Raw genomic sequence first — 18,341 nt, forward strand, 5'->3', positions numbered from 1 at the left:
GACGGACACTCCTGTGAAGACCGTAGCGGAACGGGTCCAGCCCTCGCAGCCCTGACCGGCGACGTTCGATGGATGGTGGTGAATCGGGCCGGAAAGGCCCACCACCCCTGCCGAACGAACGACAGCGCTCAGGCCGGCTCGGACCAGGCGGTCTGAATCAACTGCTGGCCATCGCGACGGCGCACCAGGGTGCCCCGACCGGGCGGTTGCGGGCTCGGCCGCAACGTGCCGAAGACCGCGCCCTCCTCCCGGTTGCCGGACATCAGCAGGCCCGGAGAGTCCAACTCGCGAAGCCGTTGCAACACCGGCTCGTAGAGCGCCCTGGACACACCACCGACGCGACGCGTGACGATCAGGTGCAGACCGATGTCGCGGGCCTGCGGCAACAACTCCTGGAGGGCGCTCAGCGGGTTGCTGCCACCCGATGCCACAAGGTCGTAGTCGTCCACCAGGATGTAAAGATCCGGACCCTTCCACCAGCTCCGATCACGCAGCTGGGCGGTGGTCACGTCCGGGCCGGGCAGTCGGTTGGACAGCGCGCTGCGGATCGATCCGAGCCCCTGGGCGAACGCCTGGTTCGACGGGGCGTAGTCAAGCAGGTGGTCACCCTCCACCGCCCCCAGCAGGCCACGCCGGTAGTCGGCGATCACCAGCCGGGCCTGCGCAGGCGTGTACCGCTCGGTGATCCCCCGGGCGATCAGGCGCAGCAGGTTGGTCTTGCCGCACTCCGCGTCACCGAAGACCGTCAGGTGCGGCTCGTTGGCCAGGTCCAGGTAGACCGGAGCGAGCGCCGACTCGTTGACGCCGATCGGGAGACCGGGCGTCGACCTGTCGATGATCCGGGCCAGCTCCGCCACCGGCATCCGGCGCGGCAGCAACCGCACCTTCGGCGCCGGGCGACCCGGCCAGTTCGCCGCCACGTGCCCGGCCAGGGACAGCGAGGCCTCGCTCAGATCGTCGATGTCGCGACGGCCGTCGATCCGCGAGATGGCGGTGAGGAAATGCAGCTTGTCCCGGGTCAGGCCACGACCGGGCGACTTCTCCGGCACGTTGTTCGCCGCCCGACGGTCGATCTCGGACTCCGACGCGTCACCGAGGCGCAGCTCCAGCTTGGTGCCGAGCAGATCCCGCATGTTGATCCGGATCTCCGCCCACCGGACGGCGGTGAGCACCACGTGCACACCGAAGCCGAGGCCCCGGTTGGCCAACGTGGTGATGATCTGCTCCAGCTCCTCGTACTCCTGGCGCAGGGTGTTCCACCCGTCCACCACAAGGAACACGTCGCCGAACGGGTCGTCGGCGAACTCACCGGCGGCACGGCGGCGGCGGTAACTCGCCACCGAGTCGATGCCGTGCTGAGCGAAACGACTCTCCCGGTCGTCCAGGACGGCGACCACCTCGGCCACCGTCCGGCGGACCGCCTCGACGTCGCGCCGACCCGCCACCCCGGCCAGGTGCGGCAACCGCTCCATGCTGCGCAGCGCGCCCCCGCCGAAGTCCAGGCAGAAGAACTGCACCTCCCGCGGCGTGTGCGTGAGCGCCAGCGAGGCGAGCAGCGTACGCAGCATCGTGCTCTTGCCGCTCAGCGACCGACCGACGATGACCACGTTGCCGCCGGCCCCGGCCAGCTCGACCATCATCGGGTCCCGGCGCTGCTCGTAGGGGCGGTCCACGACGCCGACCGGCACTGTCAGTCGCCCGCGCCCCGGCCAGGAGGCGGTGCACAGGCCGTAGGTGGGGTCGACAGCCAGCGGGCCGAGCAGCTCGCCGAGGCCCGGCGGGTCGGCCAGCGGCGGCAGCCACACCTGGTGGGCCGGGCGGCCCCGACCCTTGAGCTGGTCGATCAGCACGTCGAGCATCGCCACGGCCTTGCCGTCGGCAGGCTGCTCCGGCTCCGGGGCGGTGGCCACCGGCACCTGCGGGACCTGCACCGGAACGAAGTCGAGACCGTACGGCACGATCCGGCGCTGCACCAGCGCCTGCGAGGCGGATGCCTGCTGCCCCGGCGCCCGGTACGCCCCCGACACGTACGCGGCCCGGAACCGCAGCATGGTGCTGGTGTCCGTCTTCAGGTAGCCGTGGCCCGGCGCGTTCGGCAGCTCGTACGCGTCCGGTACGCCGAGCACGATCCGGCTCTCCACAGCGGAGAACGTCCGCAGACCGATCCGGTACGACAGGTGCGTGTCGAGGCCGCGCAGCTTGCCCTCTTCGAGGCGCTGGCTGGCCAGCAGCAGGTGCACGCCGAGGGACCGACCCAACCGGCCGATCATGACGAACAGGTCGATGAAGTCCGGTTTGGCTGCGAGCAGTTCGCTGAACTCGTCACAGATGATCAACAAGCTGGGCATCGGCGCCAGCGGCTCACCTGCCGAACGCGCCTTCTCGTACTCGAAGCGGGAGACGTAGTTGCCGGCCGCCCGCAGCAGCTCCTGCCGGCGCACCATCTCGCCGGCGAGCGCGTCGCGCATCCGGTCGACAAGCGGCAGCTCGTCGGCCAGGTTGGTGATCACCGCGCTGGTGTGCGGCAGCGCCTCCAGCGAGGCGAAGGTCGCGCCGCCCTTGAAGTCGACGAGGACGAAGTTCAGTTCCTCCGACGAGTGGGTCACCGCCAACGCGGCCACCACGGTACGCAGCAGTTCGCTCTTGCCGGAGCCTGTCGCACCGATCACCAGACCGTGCGGGCCCATGCCCTCGTGCGCCGACTCCTTGAAGTCGAGCTCGACCACGTTGCCGTCCGGGCCGACACCGAGCGGGATGCGCAGCCGGTCACGGTGCCCACGCGGGCGCCAGGTGTTCTGCACGTCCACCGCCGCGGCGTCACCGACACCGAGCAGGTCCGGCAGCTCCGTGCTGCGGGCCAACGGCTCGTCGCCGCCGGTCTGCTGCTGGGAGAGCCGGAAGGGTGCGATCTGTCGGGCCAGCCCCTCGGCGGCCTCCGCGCTGAGCCGGTCGGGCCGACCCAGCGTCGACGACGAACTGCCCCGGACCAGTTCGAGGGATCCACCGTCATTCACGTCGAGGCAGAGCAGCCAGCGGCCGGCGTCGCGCGGCACCGTCCCGGACAGGTCGATGACCGTGGCGCCGAGCAGCCCCGGGCCCACCAGCTGACAGGTCGGCGAGATCTCCCCGCCGTCGATCACCACCACCAGGTGCGGAGCGGTGGTCAGCGGCTTCGCCTCCGGCGCGAACCGAGGCCGCCCGGCCAGCTCGGCGGCGAGCGCGGCCTCGGCCTCGGCCAGACTGGCGAAGACCAGCCGGCGCGCGCCGGCCGCGTCCGTACGACCGCTGTGGTGGGCGTGTGGCAGCCACTTCACCCAACCCCAGGACGACTGCCGGTCAGGTGCGGCGACCACCGCGATCACCAGGTCGTCCGGTGCGTGGAAGGTGGCCAGCTGCCCCAGCGCCGCCCGGGTCAGGTCGAGCACCGGCTCGCGGTCGCCGCGCAGCACCACCCGGCTGAACGCGCGCACCGACAGCGCCGTCGGCAGCTCGGGCACCGTGGAGTGCGCCCGGACGAACCGGCGAAGCGCGATTGCGCTCATCGGCTCCAGGTCCTCCACCGGCTTCGTCTCCGGTGGGACGATCTCCACGGCGAGCCGCTGCGGCCCGAGGGCGATCCGGGTCTCGCCGAAGTCGTCCTCGGTGATCCGCCGCTCCCAGAGTCGCCGCGACGCGGCGATGGACCAGAGCGCGTCGGGCTCCGGGTGCCGCCAGGCCATCGCGGCCCGCTGCTGCTCGGCGGCACGCCGGGTGCGCTTGCGCATCTGCGCCAGGTAGCGCATGTAGTCGCGGCGATCGGCGTTCAGCTCGGCCTTGTCCTTGCCACCGCTGTTGGCCAGCGAGCCGATCGCCATGCCGAGCATCGAGACACCGAACAGACCACCGGCGACGTAGGTCATCATGCCGCCGCCCTTGCCGGCGTAGAGGAACGCCATGGCGCCGACCCCGCAGAACATCGGCAGGATCATGAGCAGCTGCCCCATCCCGCGGGGCGTCGGCTCGGGCAGCTCTGGAGGCGACTCCAGCAGCACCTCGCCGCGCGGCAGGGCCGGCCCCGGCTGACGCGGGAGCCGGCGGAACACCACAGTGCTCACGGCTGTCTCCTCCCCAGAAGCGGCCCTGATGACGTGCGGCCCGCGGAACACCGCCCGCGGGTGGGCATCGTACGTGCCGTCATCGTAGGTAATCTGCCGTGTGCGCGGTGGACCCGTACCGCAGCATTCCAGCCAGCCGATCACAGACGCACACCTGGAGGCCACTGTGGCGACGAAGACGGCGACCGGTGGTCTCAGCCGGATCACCATCGTGGCTCCGCGTACCCGGATGGATCTGGCGCTGCCGTCGGACGTGCCGATGGCCGACCTGCTGCCCACACTGCTGCGTTACGCCGGCGAGGACATGGCCGACGAGGGTGCGCGGCACGGCGGCTGGGCACTGTCCCGGTTGGGTGGTGCGCCCCTCGACGGTGGTCGTACCGCGGCGCAGCTCAGCGTCCGCGACGGTGAGGTGCTCTACTTCAACCCCCGGTCCGACGCCGCGCCGGAAATCGTCTTCGATGACGTGGTGGACGCGGTCGCCACAGCCACCAACCAGCGCCCCGGCGCCTGGCAGGTCGGCGCGACCCGCTCCTTCGCTGTGGTCTTCGCGGCGGCGGCGTTCGGCGCCGGCGCGCTGGCCGCCCTCTTCGCCGGTCCGCCGCACCTGCCCGGCGCGCTGGCCGCGCTGCTGGTCGCGGTGGCGCTGTTGGTGGGCGCGGCGGTGCTGTCCAGGGCCGCCGGTGACAGCGGCATCGGCGCGGTGCTGGCCCTCGTCGGCCTGGTGCACGCGGCCACCGGCGGTCTGCTGCTGCTCGCCGGCGATCAATCGTTGACCGACCTGGCCGGTCCGCATGTCCTGCTCGCGGCGACCGCGGCGGTGGTGGCCGGCGCGGTGGCAGTGCTGGCGGTCGGCGACCGGTACCCCCTCTTCTTCGCCGCGATCGGGGTCGCGGCCGCCACCGGTCTGGGCGCGGTGCTCTGCCTGGCCCTCAGCCTCGACGCGGCGGCCTCCGCCGCGGTGGTCGCGGCTGTCGCGTTCGGCGTGGTGCCGGCGCTGCCGATGATGGCCTACCGGCTGGCCCGGCTGCCGGTGCCGTCGATTCCGACCGGTCCGGAGGACCTGAAGACCGACAGCGAGTCGGTGGACGGCCGCCAGGTGCTCCAGCAGAGTGAGCGCGCCGACCAGTTCCTCACCGGTCTGCTGTGGACGGTGTCACTGCTGGTGCTGGGCGCGCAGATCGTGCTGGCCCTGGACGGACGCCTGCCCGCGGTGCTGCTGTGTCTGGTGCTGGCACTGCTGGCGCTGCTGCGGGCCCGCCCCCTCCTGGGCCGGGCCCAGCGCACCCCGGTGCTGCTGACCGGCACCGTGGGTCTGGGCCTGGCCGCCGCGACCACCTTCGCCGGTGGGTCGCTGCCGGTCCGGCTCGGCCTGATCCTGGGCGGGCTGGTGCTCGCCGCGGTGATCAGCCTGATCTACGGTCTGACAGTCGCCGGCAAGCGCATCTCGCCGGTCTGGGGCCGCCTGCTCGACATCGCCGAGATCCTGCTCATCATCGCGCTGGTGCCGCTCGCCTTCTGGGTCTGCGGCCTCTACGGCTGGATCGTCAACCTCCGACCCTGACCAGCACCGGTCAGCGCGACCGCAGACCGGTGGAGACGCCCAGCGCCGACGCGACCGGAGCGGTGGCGTAGACGCCCGGGGCGTGCTGACCGTCCATCGGCCGGGTGGACGCACCCACCCGGCCGGCGACCTCACGAACCACCTTGACCAGGGCCTCGACGTGGTTGTCCATCGCCGCGACCCGCAACAGCGGTGCCGCCACCCGACCGTCTGACGAGACGGTCACGGCCACCGTGTGCGACGGCGCCGAGGTCGCGGTGATCGCGTCCACGAGCGGACCGAGCGGCGCGTCGAAGCGGCCCCGCAGCGCCATGCAGCGGTGCGTCCAGCCGCCGCCGCGCAACCCACGCCAACTCTCCGCCGGCGCCTCGGGCACCAGGTCCAGACCGGCGGCCGAGACGATGGCCGCGCGCAGCTCCTCCCTGCCCAGCGGGCGATGTGCCAGCCCCGCCGAGGTCAGCGCCTTGCCGAGCCTGCCGATCCCGGCCGCCACCGTCCGGTGCACGCCGGTCAGCCCACCGCCGCGGCTCACCGCCTCGACCCGGGCGTCCCGGACGGTGAGCCGCACCGCCACCCACACGGTCCGGTGGGCAGCCGGCGGCGCACCGGGTGCCGGGTACCAGACCAACGTGTGCGCGACGACCTGGGCCCGGGAGACCGGGGCGCTGAAGTCGGTGAGCACCCGCAGCGCGCGGTCCACCGCGGCGGCGTCGACGGAGCCGACCGCCGCACCGGTCGCGGACTGCAGGGCGACGGCCGCGAACCAGCCCTGGTCGTCACGCCCGATGCCGAGCCGGGTGCCTCGGTCGGTCAGCTCGATGACGCTCAGCTCAGGAGCGAGCGCAGCCAACCTCGGGTCGGTCGCGGTGCCGCCGGCCAGCGCGGCCGACGCCCGCTCACCGCGTCGCCGCAACCGCCGGCGCAGCAGCAGGTCCTCGAACCACCAGCGGCCACCCCGACGGGCGAAGGCCGCCAGGACGACCAGCAGCGCCGCGGCGCCCGCCGCGGCGAGCACCCAGCTCGGCCCGGCCGTGGCGGCCCAGACGCCGACCACGCACAACTCCAGTACGACGAGCTGCCCGACGAGCACGGGGCCGACCCGCCCACGGCCGGGCCGCTCAGCCGGGGGCACCGGCCGGCTCGGAACGTCGACAGGGTCCGTGACCGCTCGGGCGGGTGGCGCCTGAACCTGCGTCATCGCTGACTGTCCCTCCTGCACGGTACGACCCTGCGCCGGTCGGTCCGGTGCCGGCCACGAGCGGTGGTCCCAAGGAACCACCGTCGGCCCCTTATCGTAGGGAAGCCCGCGACGGCACCCCGACCCTGATCGTCGCGGATCCACCCCGCCGGAGGTAAGTCATGCGGACCCGCCGCGATCAGGTGCAGGCGTACCGCTTCGTCACCCGCCGCATCGTCTCCGCCTTGCTGTCGGGCGATCCGGAGACCACCAACCTGCCGATGCGACGGCTCGGCATGGCCGTCTTCGGCAGTGTCCTCACCGCGGCCATCGTGCTCGGCGGGGTGGGCGCCTACGGCCAGTTGACCGGTGGCACGGCGCCGCTGGACGACCAGACCCTTGTCATCGAAAGGGAGACCGGCGCGACGTACGTGTTCATCGGGGGCAAGCTGCACCCGACGCTGAACTACACCTCGGCCCGCCTCATCGTGAACGACGCGAGTGCCCAGGTGCGGACGATGTCCCAGGCGTCGCTGCGGGACCGGCCCCGCGGCGTCACCGTCGGCATCGTCGGGGCGCCGGACGCCCTGCCGGACCGCAAGTCGCTGACCGGGCTGCCCTGGTCGGTCTGCGACGTGCCCGACCCGGTCGACCGGCAGCGGTCCAGCACCCGACTGGTGATCGACCGGGCGCTGCCCGGCGGCACGCCGCTGGGTGACCGGGCGGTGCTGGTCTCGGTGAACGACCAGCGATACCTGGTCACCAACAACACCCGACTCCAGCTACTCGATCCGTCCCGCACGATCACGGCGCTGCGGATGGCCGGCACCGAGCGACTCCAGGTCGGGCAGCAACTGCTCAACGCCGTACCGGCCGGGCCACCGCTGCGCCGGCCGTCGCTGCCCGGTGAGGGCGAGCCCAGCAGTCGCACGGTGGCCGGGCAGTCGCACGACGTCGGTTCGGTGTTCAAGGCCGCCGGGCGGCACTACGTGCTGACCCGGGACGCTCTCGTCTCGATCAGTGAGATCACCGCTCTGCTGCTCGTCAGCAACGGCGGTCGGATCACCGACATCACCCCGAACCAGGCCAGCGAGGCGTTCGAGGAACGGCGGATCGAGGAGGACGGGGTGCCCCCGACGATGCCCGCCCTCTACCCGGCCCAGCCCGGTCAGACCACGCTGTGCGCGACGTACCGCAAGGGCAGCGCGGGCGGCCCGCCGACCACCACCCTGGAGGTCTTCGACCGGGTGCCGAGCGAGTTGACCGACAGCGATCCGGGCCTGGTGCCGGTGCGCCAGACCAGGCGCGACGCCGTACGCACCGCTGAGGCGGTGCTGCTGCCCGGCGGCAAGGGTGTCATCGCGCAGGCCTCGCCGGGCGCCGGGACCAGCGGGTCCGGTGCCGCCGGGTCGACGATCTACCTGATCAGCCCGCAGGGCATCCGGTATCCGCTCGGCTCGGCGGCGACACTGGACGTGCTCGGTTACGGCGGGATCACCCCGCTGGCGGTGCCCGGCTCCCTGCTCGCGCTGATCCCGACCGGGCCGACGCTGGACCGCGAGGACGCGTTCGCCGTCTTCGCCGCCGACGGGCCGGCACCGAGCGCACCGCCGTCGGCCGCGCCGAAGTCGGGCTCACCATCAGCGGCGCCGCCCTCGGGCACGCCGTCCGCGGCGTCACCGTCGGGGTCGTCCTCCGCTGCGCCACCGTCGGGGTCGACGTCGTCGAGTCCGGCCGGTGGCACGCCGTCGAGCGGCGGGACCGGCGGGGGGTCCACGGAATCGATCGGCACCGACGGCTGAGCAGCTTCGACGGGTCGCCCGGAGTCGCACTGGTGGACTAACCTGGATGTCGCTGACGGTTGTCAACCAGAACGACGGGGATGTTGCCATGGCCGGGCGTACGGAAGTCGACCTGTTGTCCCTTGAGGACTTCCACGAGCACCTGGCCTCGCGGTTGAGCCAGGCCGAGTCGGTGCTGCGCAAGCTCAACACCGAGATGCAGTGCCGTCCTCCGGCGCTGGGCTCGTTCTTCGACGCCACCGACAAGGCGCGTCGCTACAGCGAGGTCCACCAGTCCTATGTCGACCAGGCCGAGCGCATCAGGCAGGCGGTGCTGGCGGCGCAGCAGGCGACCAGCACGATCCTGAACAACTACCGCACCGCCGAGGCGCGCAACGCGGCCAACGCCGACGATGTCACCGCCGCGCTGACCCCTGTCGACCGGGCGTTTCAGGCGAAGGAGGACGGGCGTGTCTGAATACACCCAGCGCTACCAGGGCAACAGCCACCAGCAGCTGTACGACGGCCTGATGGCGGGCAAGCCGGAGCAGATCGAGGGCGTGGCCACCCAGTGGGCCGAGGTCAAGGGCATCCTCGACGGCCTCGGCCGGGATCTGGGCGGCGACCTCGACAAGCTCAGCAACACGTGGACGGGGTCGGCGGGTCGGGAGTTCCATCGGCGACTCAGCCTGATCGTCGCCCACACCGACGCGTTGGGCGAAGGGATGGCCGGCATCAAGCAGGGGTTGACCATGATGGCCGACCATCTGCGCGACGCCCACAAGCAGGCCGAGAGCCCTGAGGAGACCGACGACAACGACAAGGCGATCGGCGGCGCGATCAAAGGTGGCGCGGTCTTCGGTCTGACCGGTCTGATCGTCGGGGGCATCGCGGGGCACCAGCAGGACAAGGCAGAGCAGGAGAAGGCCCACCAGCGGATGGTGAACCTGGTGGCCGGCCTGGCCAACAGTTACGAGATCTCGGCCTACGACCGGGTGGTCGAACCACCCCCGCCCGACCCGGATACTCCGAGCACCGCCCGCAAGGATCCGACGACGTCACAGAGCGTCTCGGCCATCGCCAGGGTGACCGGTGGCCCCACCACCGGCGCGGACTCCGGGCACACCGGCGACGCGACCATCTCGACGCCCGACCGGGTTGCCCAACTGCCTGGCGACGGTTCGACGCCGGGCGATGTCGGCTCGGGCACCGGCGGCAGCCCTGCTGTCGGTGCCGCGCCGATCGGTGCTGGCAATGACTTCGCTGACCGCGGCACCTCCCTCGCCGGCGCCGACCCTCTGGTCGGCGGCGCGCTGCTCGGCGGTGGTGCCGCCGGGCTGGCCGGGCTGTCCGGGCCGGTCGGCGCGCCCACTGCGGCGAGCACCGGTCCCGGCCTGCTCTACGGAGCACCGGGCGGGTCACCGGCCGGCGGGGTGTTGCGCAGCGGCGCGCTGGCCGGCTCGGGCAACGCACCCCCCGCCTCGGCTCGACCGACCGGCGGTGGTGCGGCTCCGGCGGAGACCCGCGCCGCCAACGGGGTCGGGCGCAGCATCGACGGCCAGCGTGGTGGGAGCGGCGGACGCCCGGCCATGACCGGTGGCAACGCCCGACCGGGGTCCGGCGGCGGCCGGCCCGGTGTGCTCGGCGGGCAGGGTCGCGCGCAGGATGACGACTCCGACGAGCGGCTGACCTGGTTGACCGAGGACGAGATGGTGTGGCAGGGCGACGAGAAGGCCGCACCGCCGGTGCTCGGCACCGGCGACTGACCACGGCCCGCCGCCGGCACGCCCGCACCACCGGCGGTGCCGCCCCGACGTTGCACGGCGCCCCCGATCGGACCCGATCCGGTCGGGGGCACTGCCGTTCCGGGCCTCTACCGCCGGCGTCCACAGTGCGCATGGTGGTGGCGGTCACGCCCGCGCGGTCCGTCGCCGTGCTGCGGTAGGCCGGGACGGGCGATAGGTTGGTCGGGTGTCGTCCGCAGCGTCTGTCCGCCCAGCCAGGTGGGCTGCGCTGCGGTCACTGCGGGAACTGACCCGCCTGGCGGTCACCGCGCTGGTGCTCGCGGTCGGCCTCGGTGCCGCTCTCGCCGCGACGCCACCGCCCGCCCCCACGCAGCTGCGGCCCAGTGCCGTGAGCAGCCGGGTGGCAGATGTCCGCCCCGACACCGGCCCGGCCAACCAGCGGGCCGCACAGCCCGCCGAAGCCCCGCCGGCCGGCACGCTCGACACCGCCACGGCGACCGTTCCGGTCGCGGCAGGCCCGGTGCACGTCCCGGCCATCGATCCCGGCCGTGGCTCTCCTGCACGACGCGGCCCGCCCGCCCGCTGAACCAGGCCCGGCGATCCCCGGGGCCCGATCCCGGCTGATCCTCCCGCACGGCACCTGACTTCGCCGTCGACGGGACCATCCCGCCACCGGGCCGACCGGTGCTGCCGCGCCTTCCTGCCGCCCGTCGATACCCGCCTTCGACCGCGAGGTGCTGAACATGCAAACCATCCTCTCCGCCGTCCTGCCAGACCTCTCCCGGGCCGCCGTCATCTGGCTGAGCCTGCTCGGGGTGGTGGCCGTCGCTGTCTCCGCTCTGCTGCTGCGGCCCGGCCGGCTCCGCTTCGACCCGGGCTCCCGGATCCGCCGCGCCGCCATGCCGAGCCAACTTGAGCAGGCGCAGGAGGAGCGGGAGCAGAGCCGCTACGCGCAGGAGGTCGCGGTGGCCGCGGAGCGGGCGACCACCACCGTGCGGCGCCGCCGGGCGGAGTGGGTGGCCGCGCAGGAGGCGGTCGAGGCGGCCTGGCTGGCGTACGAGGCGGCCGAGGCTGGCGTACGGCGGCTCGACGCGGCGGCCGCGATGCCGCTGCCGCACACCGCACGGACCCCCGCCGAGTACGCGGACCGCGAGCGCTACCTGCACCGGGCGGCGCTGGATGCGTACTGGCGGCGGGAGCTGTCGGTGGAGCAGCTCAGCGACGTCTTCGCGCACCGCGACGGGTGGGACCCGCGACTGCACCCCGTCGAGCAGGAGCTGGTGCTCCAGCGGGCGATCCGGGACAACCTGGCGGCCCGGCACGCCGCAGCCCGCGAGCGGGAGCAGGCCGCGTGGCGGGCGGCGGAGTTGGCGGTGGCCGCGGCTCGCAGTCTGCGCGAGGAGGCGCACGCCGCGACCGGACGACGGGTCGCCGAGTCGGCGTCGGTGCTGCCGCTGAGCGAGGTTGCCCGACCGGTGGGCGCGCAGACCCGGGAGAACGTCGAGCAGACCCGGGAGAACAAGGTGACCGCGCGCGGCCGTGCGACGGTGCCCGCGTTCTGAGCCGCGCAGGCTCGGGTGGGTTAGCGTGACGGCATGTCCCGACAGGCGTGGGTCCTCGTGGTGGTCGCCAGCATCCTGGCGCTCGCCACACTGGTCGGTGCCGTGGTGCTGGCGGTGCGCGTGGTGCGCACCCGGCGGATGCTGACCGGGCTGGGCGCGGGCGGCAAGGTCGCCTTCTACGGGGCGCTGATCTACACGATCTTCCCGGTCGACGTTCTGCCGGACCCGATCTACCTGGATGACATGGGGGTCCTGGCCGCCGCGCTGATCTACCTGACCCGGCTGGTGCACCAACGTCGGGCGGCGGGTCGCCAGCTACCGGGTCAGCCGGACGCTCCGCCGGATCGGGGCCAGGTGCGCCGCCGCGTGCCATGATCGGGGTCGGTTTGGTGGACAGGGGACGGGCATGGCGGGCGATCATCGGTTGGACGTGCACGATGAGCGGGTTGTCGCCTTCTGCGCCGAACGGCACCTGGCGACGCTGACCACCCTGCGGGCGGACGGCACCCCGCACGTCGTACCGGTCGGGGTGACTCTCGACCCGGCCGCCGGCCTGGCCCGGGTCATCACCTCCGGCGCCTCCAGCAAGGCCCGTCAGGTGGCGGCTGCGGGCGCGGCGGGCGCGGCGGTTGCCGTGTGCCATGTGGATGGCCGCCGCTGGTTGACCATCGAGGGCCGCGCGGTGCTGCGGTCGGATCCGGCCGCCGTGGCGGAGGCGGAGCGGCGGTACGCCGAGCGGTATCGGACGCCGCGTCCGAATCCGGAGCGGGTGGTCATCGAGATCACCGTGACCAGGCTGTTGGGCAGCCTCTGAGCTGACCGTGTGTCCCCGATGACCGGTTCGGGTCGGGCAGGGACGCCGCGCGACCCCGGGGCCCGCAGCCGGCGGAATTCTCCGTGGAGCAGAGCCGTTACGCCCTCGGTACGGCCAGGGCCGAGACCACAGATGGTCGGCCCCCGTGTTGCGCCGAGCGCCATTCCCGGTGCTGCCGCCCTCCGCTGGCCGGAGGCGCCAACCCCCGAACGGAGACTCGACAATGAACCCGATCGTCCAGAAGAGCGGTCTGTCCGTCGTCGGCCTGCTGGTCGCCGGGGGCTGCGCTCTCGGCCCGGCCGTGGCCGCGCAGGCCGCCCCGGCTCAGGCCGCCCCGGCCTCCTCGAGCCAGAGCGACAGGCACGCCGAGCGGATCCTCGGCGTCGACTACCAGGCCCAGCCGAACTTCTACTACTGCGGCCCGGCCGCGACCCGGATCGCTTTGTCGGCCCAGGGCAAGGCGCTGTCCCAGGACGAGGTGGCCCGGCTGCTCGGCACCACCGAGGCGGGTACCCCCTCGGCCCTGGACACCACCCGCGTGCTGAACGAGCTGACCGGTGGCAAGTACCGGACCACCGAGATCCGTGATTCGGTGGCCCGCCCCGACCAGGTCGAGCAGCTGCGCCGTGACGTGCTGGCCGCTGTGGACGCCGGCCGCCCGGTGGTGGCGAACATCAAGGGCACGACGGTGGACACCGACGGCAACCCGCACTCGTACGAGGGTGGCCACTACCTGACCCTCGTCGGCTACCGCGACGGTGGTGACATGATCCGGGTCGCCGACCCGGCCGACCCGGCGTTGGGCGAGTACTGGATGAGCCTGCCGAAGGTCGCCAACTGGATCGCCGAGCGCGGCTACTCCTCCTGATCAGGACGGTTCACCGGGCCGGCCTCTCCCGTGCGGGGAGGCCGGCCCGACCGTCGTTACGGGCCCGGGCGGCGAGGTGTGCGCGTCGACGGGCTCGGGCGGCCCGCGTCGGTCGGGTCCGGTGCAGTTGTCGGCGGACCGGCGGGTGGATCTCCGCCTCACCTGCTCCGGTCGCCCGGCGCACGATCCGGTTGGCGTCCTCGGGTTCGGAACCGGCGGCCCGGAGCAGGTCACTGGCCGCGGTACGAAGTCCGGTGACGAGGGATTCCCCGAACGACTTCACGCCGGTCGAGGAGGCCCGCCCGGCCAATTCGGCGCACTCCTCGACCAACCGGCGGGTGCGTCGGGGGTCGTCGCCGACCTTGCACTCCACCCGCATCTCCGCCACCGCCTGACCCAACCGGCCCATCGCATCCGGCAACTCCGGCGGAATCGGCTCGTCGTACTGCAACGCGGTGGCCGACCAACGCGCCATGGCGCGGCTGTCCAGCAGCAGCCGCTCCAGGTGACCCGCGCTGCGGGCGTAACTGTGGTACTGCTGCCGGCGGTGCCAGCGCACCGGGGCGATCGTCACCACCTCCTCGGCGCCGCTGAGGGCGTCGTGCAACCGGCTCAGGTCGTCGTCGGTGCCGCGGAGCCGTTCCAGGACGCCCATGGTCCCGGCGCTGTCGCGCTCGCGCAGCGCCCGCGCCAACTCGGCGAGTTGCTCGCAGAGGATCGTGAAGATCGGTGCCGCGGCGCGGTCCAGCACCCGCATCGGGTTGATCGGCAACAACAGGGCGACCACCACCAGGCCGACCGCCCCACCGACGAGCGCGTCGAAGATGCGGGGCACCTCCAGGCCACGCTCCATCGGGGCCAGCGTGGCGATCAGCACTGCGGTACCGCCGGCTTGGCCGACCAGCGGACCGCCCTTCCCCGCCACCAGCAACGCGGCGGCGATTGCCAGCGCCACCACCACGCCGGTCTGCCACGGGCCCGAGCCGAGCAGGAATCGCAGCGTGTCCCCGATGATGATGCCCAGGGCCACGCCGCCCAACAGCTCGAAGGTCCGGCGGGCCCGCTGCCCGATGGCGGTGGCGATCGTACCGACGGCGGCGGCGGGAGCGAAGACGTGCGATCCCTGGCCGAGCAGATTCTTGGCGAGCAGGGCGGCGATGGCCGCGGCCAGCCCGGCCTGGATGGAGATCACCAGGGTGACCTCCCACTGCCGGGCCCTGATCCGGCCGGCCTGCCCGCCACGGTGCCGCACCCGCCGGACCGTCCGCTCGGCGGTCTCGTCGAAGCGCGACTGATCGCGGTCGGCGGTGGGGCGATCGTCGGCCATGGCGGCGGTTACCCCGGCGGTGGCAGGGCAATCGTGGCGGCCGGGCACCACCGCCACCGGGAGCACCACCGGCACCGTCGGACGCATCGTCAACCGTAGGTTTGTGCAGCCCCGTGGGGGTACCAGAGCCACACACCTCCCACCGATCCGCAACCGGTAAGGGGCCGTGACATGACCAGTCCACCGACCACCGACGACCACGATGCCGTCGACATCCTGGTCTCCGATCATCGTGAGATCGAGGCAGTCCTCGTCGAGTTGGCGACCCGGCAGGGCACCCCCGAGCACCGCAGGCGCCTCGCCGACGTGGTGATCGCCGAACTCGTCCGCCACTCGGTGGCCGAGGAGGCGTACGTGTATCCGATCGCCCGGAAGGTACTGCCCGACGGCAACGAGATCGCCGACCGGGAGATCGCGGAGCACGCCGACGCCGAGCGGACCATGAAGGAGTTGGAGTCAGTCGACCCGTCCGACCCCCGCTTCGACGAGTTGCTCGCCCAACTGACCGGCACCGTCCGACAGCACGTGGCGGAAGAGGAGAAGGAGCTCTTTCCCCGGCTGCGCGCGGCGACGGCACGGGAGGAGCTGGTCGAGATCGCCGCCCGGGTGACGGTGATCAAGGAAATCGGGCCGACCCGGCCACATCCCGGGAGCCCGGTACACCCGCCGGCGAACAAGCTGCTCGCCCCCGGCATCGGTCTGGTCGACCGGTTGCGCGACGCGTTGAGCGGCCGGCCCACCTCAATGGACGAGCTACGCGACAACCACTGACCCGCGCAGCATCGGCCTCCCGGGTCGTCGACGGCTCGACGGCCCGGGAGGAGCGCGTCGGGTCAGCGGACCTGGTCGCCCTCACCGGTGCGCGCCTGGGCCTGGTCCACGCCCTTGTCGATCTGATCGCCGTACTTGCCGCCGGTGCGCTTGTCGGCCATGTCGCCGGCCTTCTCCGCACCCTGGTCGACCTGCTTGTCATGCTTGTCCGCGAAGTCCTTGGCCTTGTCCATGAAGTCACCCACCGCGTTCCTCCTCAGTCCGGTCCGTCCCCTTCGCGTTCCCTCGGCCGGACCACGCAAACGCCGCCGCTGTGGACGTGATCCGCGAACTCCCGCCCACGTCACTCGGCCCGACGTACGATCCGCGCGGGCACCGGCCAGCGAATCGGGTGTCGGGGCACGACCGACCGGGTACCGACCTCGTCGACATCGAGGAGGACCGACATGGCCGCAGAGGAATCCGGACCGACAGGTGGCCCCGGGCCGCGCCAGACCTGGGCGGCGCTGCCGTGGCTGGTCCGGACCGCGGTGTTGTGGAGCGCCTGCCTGGTGGTGATCGCCGCAGGGCTCTACCTGCTCGGCCGGATCGCCGTCCTGTTGGCGCCGCTGGCCATCGCGCTGGCCGCCACCATCTTCCTCACCGCGCTGCTCGATCCGGTCCTGCTGCTGCTGCGCCGGTTGCGCCTGCCGGCGGCGCTGGCGGCGCTCTGCACCGTGCTGCTGTTGCTGGGCATCCTGGTCGGTGTCGGCGCCCTGGTATGGAACCTGACCGCCAGCCAGTTCGATCAGCTCAGCCAGGAGTTGACGCAGGGGGTCGAACGGAGCCGCGACTTCGTGACGTCCACCCTGCCGGTCAGCGAGGCACAGCTGGACCGGCTGGTCGACCAGGCCCGCGAGGGGCTCAGTGGCAGCTCTCCGGACCCGGTGGCCGGCGCCCGGACCGCCACCGAGGTGTTCGGCTCCGCGCTGCTGGCTCTGGTGCTGCTCTTCTTCCTGCTCAAGGACGGCCGGTCCATGTGGCACTGGGTGCTGTCCCGGGTGTCCGGCCCGAACCAACCAGTGCTGGCCGAGGCCGGCCGGGCCGGTTGGCAGACGTTGGGCGCGTACAGCCGGGGCACCATGTTCATCGCCGCGATCGACGCGCTGGGCATCGGGCTGGCTCTGGTGGTGCTGCGGGTGCCACTCGCCCTGCCGTTGGCGTTGATCACGTTCCTCGGCGGGTTCGTGCCGATCATCGGGGCGACGGTGGCCGGCGCGGTGGCGGTGCTTGTGGCGCTGGCCGCGAACGGTCCCACCACAGCGCTGCTCACCCTCGCGGCGGTGATCGCCGTGCAGCAGATCGAGGGCAACCTGCTGGAGCCCTTGGTCATGAAACGGCAGGTCCGACTGCATCCGGCGGTGATCCTGGTGGCGGTCACCGCGGGCACGCTGATCGCGGGCATCGCTGGCGCCTTCGTCAGCGTCCCGATCACCGCCGTCCTCTGGCGGATGATCGACACCGTGCAACAGCGCCGCTCGGCCTCGGCTCTCCTGCCCTCGGACTGATCACCGCCGACCGAGGTGCGTGGTGAACCAGGTGGCAGCCTGATCGGCGACCTGCTCCAGGGTGCCGGGTTCCTCGAAGAGATGGGTGGCGCCGGGGATCACCCGCAGCTCGCCGACCTCGCCCAACTCGGCCAGCGCCCGCTCGTTGAGCGTGATCACCTCTTCGTCCAGTCCGCCGACCAAGAGCAACGTCGGGGTACGCACCTGGGCCAGCGCGTCTTCGGCCAGGTCCGGCCGACCACCCCGGCTGACCACAGCGGCCACCCGATCGGCGCGGGACGACGCCGCTACCAGGGCGGCGGCAGCACCAGTGCTGGCCCCGAACAGACCGATCGGCACATCGCCGGCAGGACGCTCGACGGCCAGCCAGTCGACGATCCCGGCCAGCCGGCTGGCGAGCAGCCCGATGTCGAAGCGCAGTTCGGCTGTTCGGGCGTCCACCTCGTCCTCGGCCGGGGTGAGCAGGTCCGCCAGCACCGTGCCGAGCCCACTGCCGTTCAGCGTCCGGGCCACCGCCACGTTGCGCGGGCTGTGCCGGGAACTGCCGCTGCCGTGCGCGAACAGCACCACGCCGACCGGCTGGGCGGGCAGCGTCAGGTCGGCGGGGAGTTGGGCGTCCCCGATCGGAATGGTCACGCTGCGCTGCTCGTCCATGCCCCACCTCCGCGTACTCGCCGGTGGTCCGGGTACCCCGCCCGCCGCCGGGCACGCACGCCGCGACGGTGTCACCCCGGGCCGTGGGCCCGCCGCCGGGCCGCGTTTGCCCGCTGGGGCGCCGGGTACGCGACGAGCGACCGCAGACCGTGTCGGCGCAACCGCGCCCCGACGGATCGCGAGGATCGCCATGGCCAAGCAGCAGATTTCCCGGCAGCAGCAGCTGACCGAGCGAGCCCAGCGTGAACAGGACGCCGCGCGCAACCAGGACGTCGGGGACCAGGATTTCGGAGACCAGGCCGCTTCGGCCCGGCTGCCCGACGACCCGAAGGCGGCGGCGCCCCGCGACGCCATCGGACGTCCGTCGACCGGCGAACCGGTCTGACCAACCTGGGCCGGCGAGCCGGTCCGACAAACAGCGCGGGCGGGCGGGGCGG

17 protein-coding genes are annotated in these 18,341 nt (G+C 72.7%); 12 read left to right on the plus strand and 5 right to left on the minus strand.

Annotation, left to right across the window (positions count from 1 at the left end):
- Positions 1-128: 128 nt before the first annotated feature.
- A complete protein-coding gene (eccCa, locus tag MED01_RS27060) occupies positions 129-4,094 on the minus strand; it encodes a type VII secretion protein EccCa (protein WP_238671336.1) in 3,966 nt (1,321 codons plus the stop codon).
- Positions 4,095-4,260: 166 nt separating this feature from the next.
- Here eccCa and eccD point away from each other — a divergent pair, with 166 nt between their 5' ends.
- Entirely contained in the window at positions 4,261-5,658 is a 1,398-nt protein-coding gene (gene eccD, locus MED01_RS27065) for a type VII secretion integral membrane protein EccD (protein ID WP_238671337.1), read from the plus strand.
- A gap of 10 nt (positions 5,659-5,668) precedes the next feature.
- On the opposite strand, the gene MED01_RS27070 is transcribed toward eccD, so the two are convergent.
- Entirely contained in the window at positions 5,669-6,856 is a 1,188-nt protein-coding gene (locus tag MED01_RS27070; protein ID WP_238671338.1) for a type VII secretion protein EccE, read from the minus strand.
- Between the two features lie 161 nt (positions 6,857-7,017).
- On the opposite strand from MED01_RS27070, the gene eccB reads away from it, so the two are divergent.
- The 8 genes from eccB to MED01_RS27110 all read left to right on the plus strand — a co-directional run bounded on the left by eccB (position 7,018) and on the right by MED01_RS27110 (position 13,605).
- Positions 7,018-8,637 (plus strand): type VII secretion protein EccB, encoded by a 1,620-nt coding sequence (gene eccB / locus MED01_RS27075; protein WP_238671339.1) that lies wholly within the window; start codon positions 7,018-7,020, stop codon positions 8,635-8,637.
- A gap of 46 nt (positions 8,638-8,683) precedes the next feature.
- Positions 8,684-9,094: a hypothetical protein gene (locus tag MED01_RS27080; protein WP_238671340.1), complete on the plus strand. Its 411-nt coding sequence runs from the start codon at positions 8,684-8,686 to the stop codon at positions 9,092-9,094.
- Positions 9,087-10,382 (plus strand): WXG100 family type VII secretion target, encoded by a 1,296-nt coding sequence (locus tag MED01_RS27085; RefSeq protein ID WP_238671341.1) that lies wholly within the window; start codon positions 9,087-9,089, stop codon positions 10,380-10,382. Before MED01_RS27080 ends, MED01_RS27085 begins: the two co-directional genes overlap by 8 nt.
- A 205-nt stretch (positions 10,383-10,587) precedes the next feature.
- Positions 10,588-10,947: a hypothetical protein gene (locus MED01_RS27090; RefSeq protein WP_238671342.1), complete on the plus strand. Its 360-nt coding sequence runs from the start codon at positions 10,588-10,590 to the stop codon at positions 10,945-10,947.
- Positions 10,948-11,104: 157 nt separating this feature from the next.
- Positions 11,105-11,923: a hypothetical protein gene (locus tag MED01_RS27095; RefSeq protein ID WP_238671343.1), complete on the plus strand. Its 819-nt coding sequence runs from the start codon at positions 11,105-11,107 to the stop codon at positions 11,921-11,923.
- A gap of 33 nt (positions 11,924-11,956) precedes the next feature.
- Positions 11,957-12,298 carry a YkvA family protein gene (locus MED01_RS27100; protein WP_238671344.1) on the plus strand — a complete coding sequence of 114 codons (342 nt, stop codon included), beginning with the start codon at positions 11,957-11,959 and terminating at the stop codon, positions 12,296-12,298.
- Positions 12,299-12,329: 31 nt separating this feature from the next.
- Complete coding sequence (locus MED01_RS27105; RefSeq protein WP_238671345.1) at positions 12,330-12,737, plus strand: pyridoxamine 5'-phosphate oxidase family protein; 408 nt, start codon at positions 12,330-12,332, stop codon at positions 12,735-12,737.
- A gap of 223 nt (positions 12,738-12,960) precedes the next feature.
- Positions 12,961-13,605 carry a C39 family peptidase gene (locus MED01_RS27110; protein WP_238671346.1) on the plus strand — a complete coding sequence of 215 codons (645 nt, stop codon included), beginning with the start codon at positions 12,961-12,963 and terminating at the stop codon, positions 13,603-13,605.
- A gap of 10 nt (positions 13,606-13,615) precedes the next feature.
- Here the strand turns inward: MED01_RS27110 and MED01_RS27115 are convergent, their stop codons facing one another.
- A complete protein-coding gene (locus tag MED01_RS27115; protein WP_238671347.1) occupies positions 13,616-15,019 on the minus strand; it encodes an FUSC family protein in 1,404 nt (467 codons plus the stop codon).
- Between the two features lie 84 nt (positions 15,020-15,103).
- Here MED01_RS27115 and MED01_RS27120 point away from each other — a divergent pair, with 84 nt between their 5' ends.
- Positions 15,104-15,703 (plus strand): hemerythrin domain-containing protein, encoded by a 600-nt coding sequence (locus MED01_RS27120; protein WP_238671348.1) that lies wholly within the window; start codon positions 15,104-15,106, stop codon positions 15,701-15,703.
- A gap of 62 nt (positions 15,704-15,765) precedes the next feature.
- Here MED01_RS27120 and MED01_RS27125 read toward each other — a convergent pair whose 3' ends face one another.
- Entirely contained in the window at positions 15,766-15,936 is a 171-nt protein-coding gene (locus tag MED01_RS27125; RefSeq protein ID WP_231393380.1) for an antitoxin, read from the minus strand.
- A 213-nt stretch (positions 15,937-16,149) separates the two neighbouring features.
- Here MED01_RS27125 and MED01_RS27130 point away from each other — a divergent pair, with 213 nt between their 5' ends.
- A complete protein-coding gene (locus MED01_RS27130; protein WP_238671349.1) occupies positions 16,150-17,250 on the plus strand; it encodes an AI-2E family transporter in 1,101 nt (366 codons plus the stop codon).
- Here MED01_RS27130 and MED01_RS27135 read toward each other — a convergent pair whose 3' ends face one another.
- The gene (locus MED01_RS27135; protein ID WP_238671350.1) at positions 17,251-17,904 is read right to left on the minus strand and encodes a dienelactone hydrolase family protein; all 654 of its coding nucleotides are present in this window, start codon (positions 17,902-17,904) and stop codon (positions 17,251-17,253) included.
- 190 nt (positions 17,905-18,094) lie between these two features.
- Here MED01_RS27135 and MED01_RS27140 point away from each other — a divergent pair, with 190 nt between their 5' ends.
- Complete coding sequence (locus MED01_RS27140; RefSeq protein ID WP_238671351.1) at positions 18,095-18,289, plus strand: hypothetical protein; 195 nt, start codon at positions 18,095-18,097, stop codon at positions 18,287-18,289.
- The last annotated feature ends 52 nt before the right edge of the window (positions 18,290-18,341 follow it).

The sequence above is a fragment of the Micromonospora alfalfae genome (genome assembly GCF_022230925.1).
GTDB lineage: Bacteria > Actinomycetota > Actinomycetes > Mycobacteriales > Micromonosporaceae > Micromonospora > Micromonospora alfalfae.

What these genes read in the sequence shown, in the direction of transcription:
- MED01_RS27110 (WP_238671346.1), top strand. Translation starts at nt 12,961, where the DNA reads ATGAACCCGATCGTCCAGAAGAGCGGTCTGTCCGTCGTCGGCCTGCTG.
- MED01_RS27115 (WP_238671347.1), bottom strand. Translation starts at nt 15,019, where the DNA reads ATGCGTCCGACGGTGCCGGTGGTGCTCCCGGTGGCGGTGGTGCCCGGC.
- MED01_RS27140 (WP_238671351.1), top strand. Translation starts at nt 18,095, where the DNA reads ATGGCCAAGCAGCAGATTTCCCGGCAGCAGCAGCTGACCGAGCGAGCC.
- MED01_RS27070 (WP_238671338.1), bottom strand. Translation starts at nt 6,856, where the DNA reads ATGACGCAGGTTCAGGCGCCACCCGCCCGAGCGGTCACGGACCCTGTC.
- MED01_RS27130 (WP_238671349.1), top strand. Translation starts at nt 16,150, where the DNA reads ATGGCCGCAGAGGAATCCGGACCGACAGGTGGCCCCGGGCCGCGCCAG.
- MED01_RS27120 (WP_238671348.1), top strand. Translation starts at nt 15,104, where the DNA reads ATGACCAGTCCACCGACCACCGACGACCACGATGCCGTCGACATCCTG.
- MED01_RS27125 (WP_231393380.1), bottom strand. Translation starts at nt 15,936, where the DNA reads ATGGACAAGGCCAAGGACTTCGCGGACAAGCATGACAAGCAGGTCGAC.
- MED01_RS27095 (WP_238671343.1), top strand. Translation starts at nt 11,105, where the DNA reads ATGCAAACCATCCTCTCCGCCGTCCTGCCAGACCTCTCCCGGGCCGCC.
- MED01_RS27135 (WP_238671350.1), bottom strand. Translation starts at nt 17,904, where the DNA reads ATGGACGAGCAGCGCAGCGTGACCATTCCGATCGGGGACGCCCAACTC.
- MED01_RS27100 (WP_238671344.1), top strand. Translation starts at nt 11,957, where the DNA reads ATGTCCCGACAGGCGTGGGTCCTCGTGGTGGTCGCCAGCATCCTGGCG.
- MED01_RS27105 (WP_238671345.1), top strand. Translation starts at nt 12,330, where the DNA reads ATGGCGGGCGATCATCGGTTGGACGTGCACGATGAGCGGGTTGTCGCC.
- MED01_RS27080 (WP_238671340.1), top strand. Translation starts at nt 8,684, where the DNA reads ATGTCGCTGACGGTTGTCAACCAGAACGACGGGGATGTTGCCATGGCC.
- eccB (WP_238671339.1), top strand. Translation starts at nt 7,018, where the DNA reads ATGCGGACCCGCCGCGATCAGGTGCAGGCGTACCGCTTCGTCACCCGC.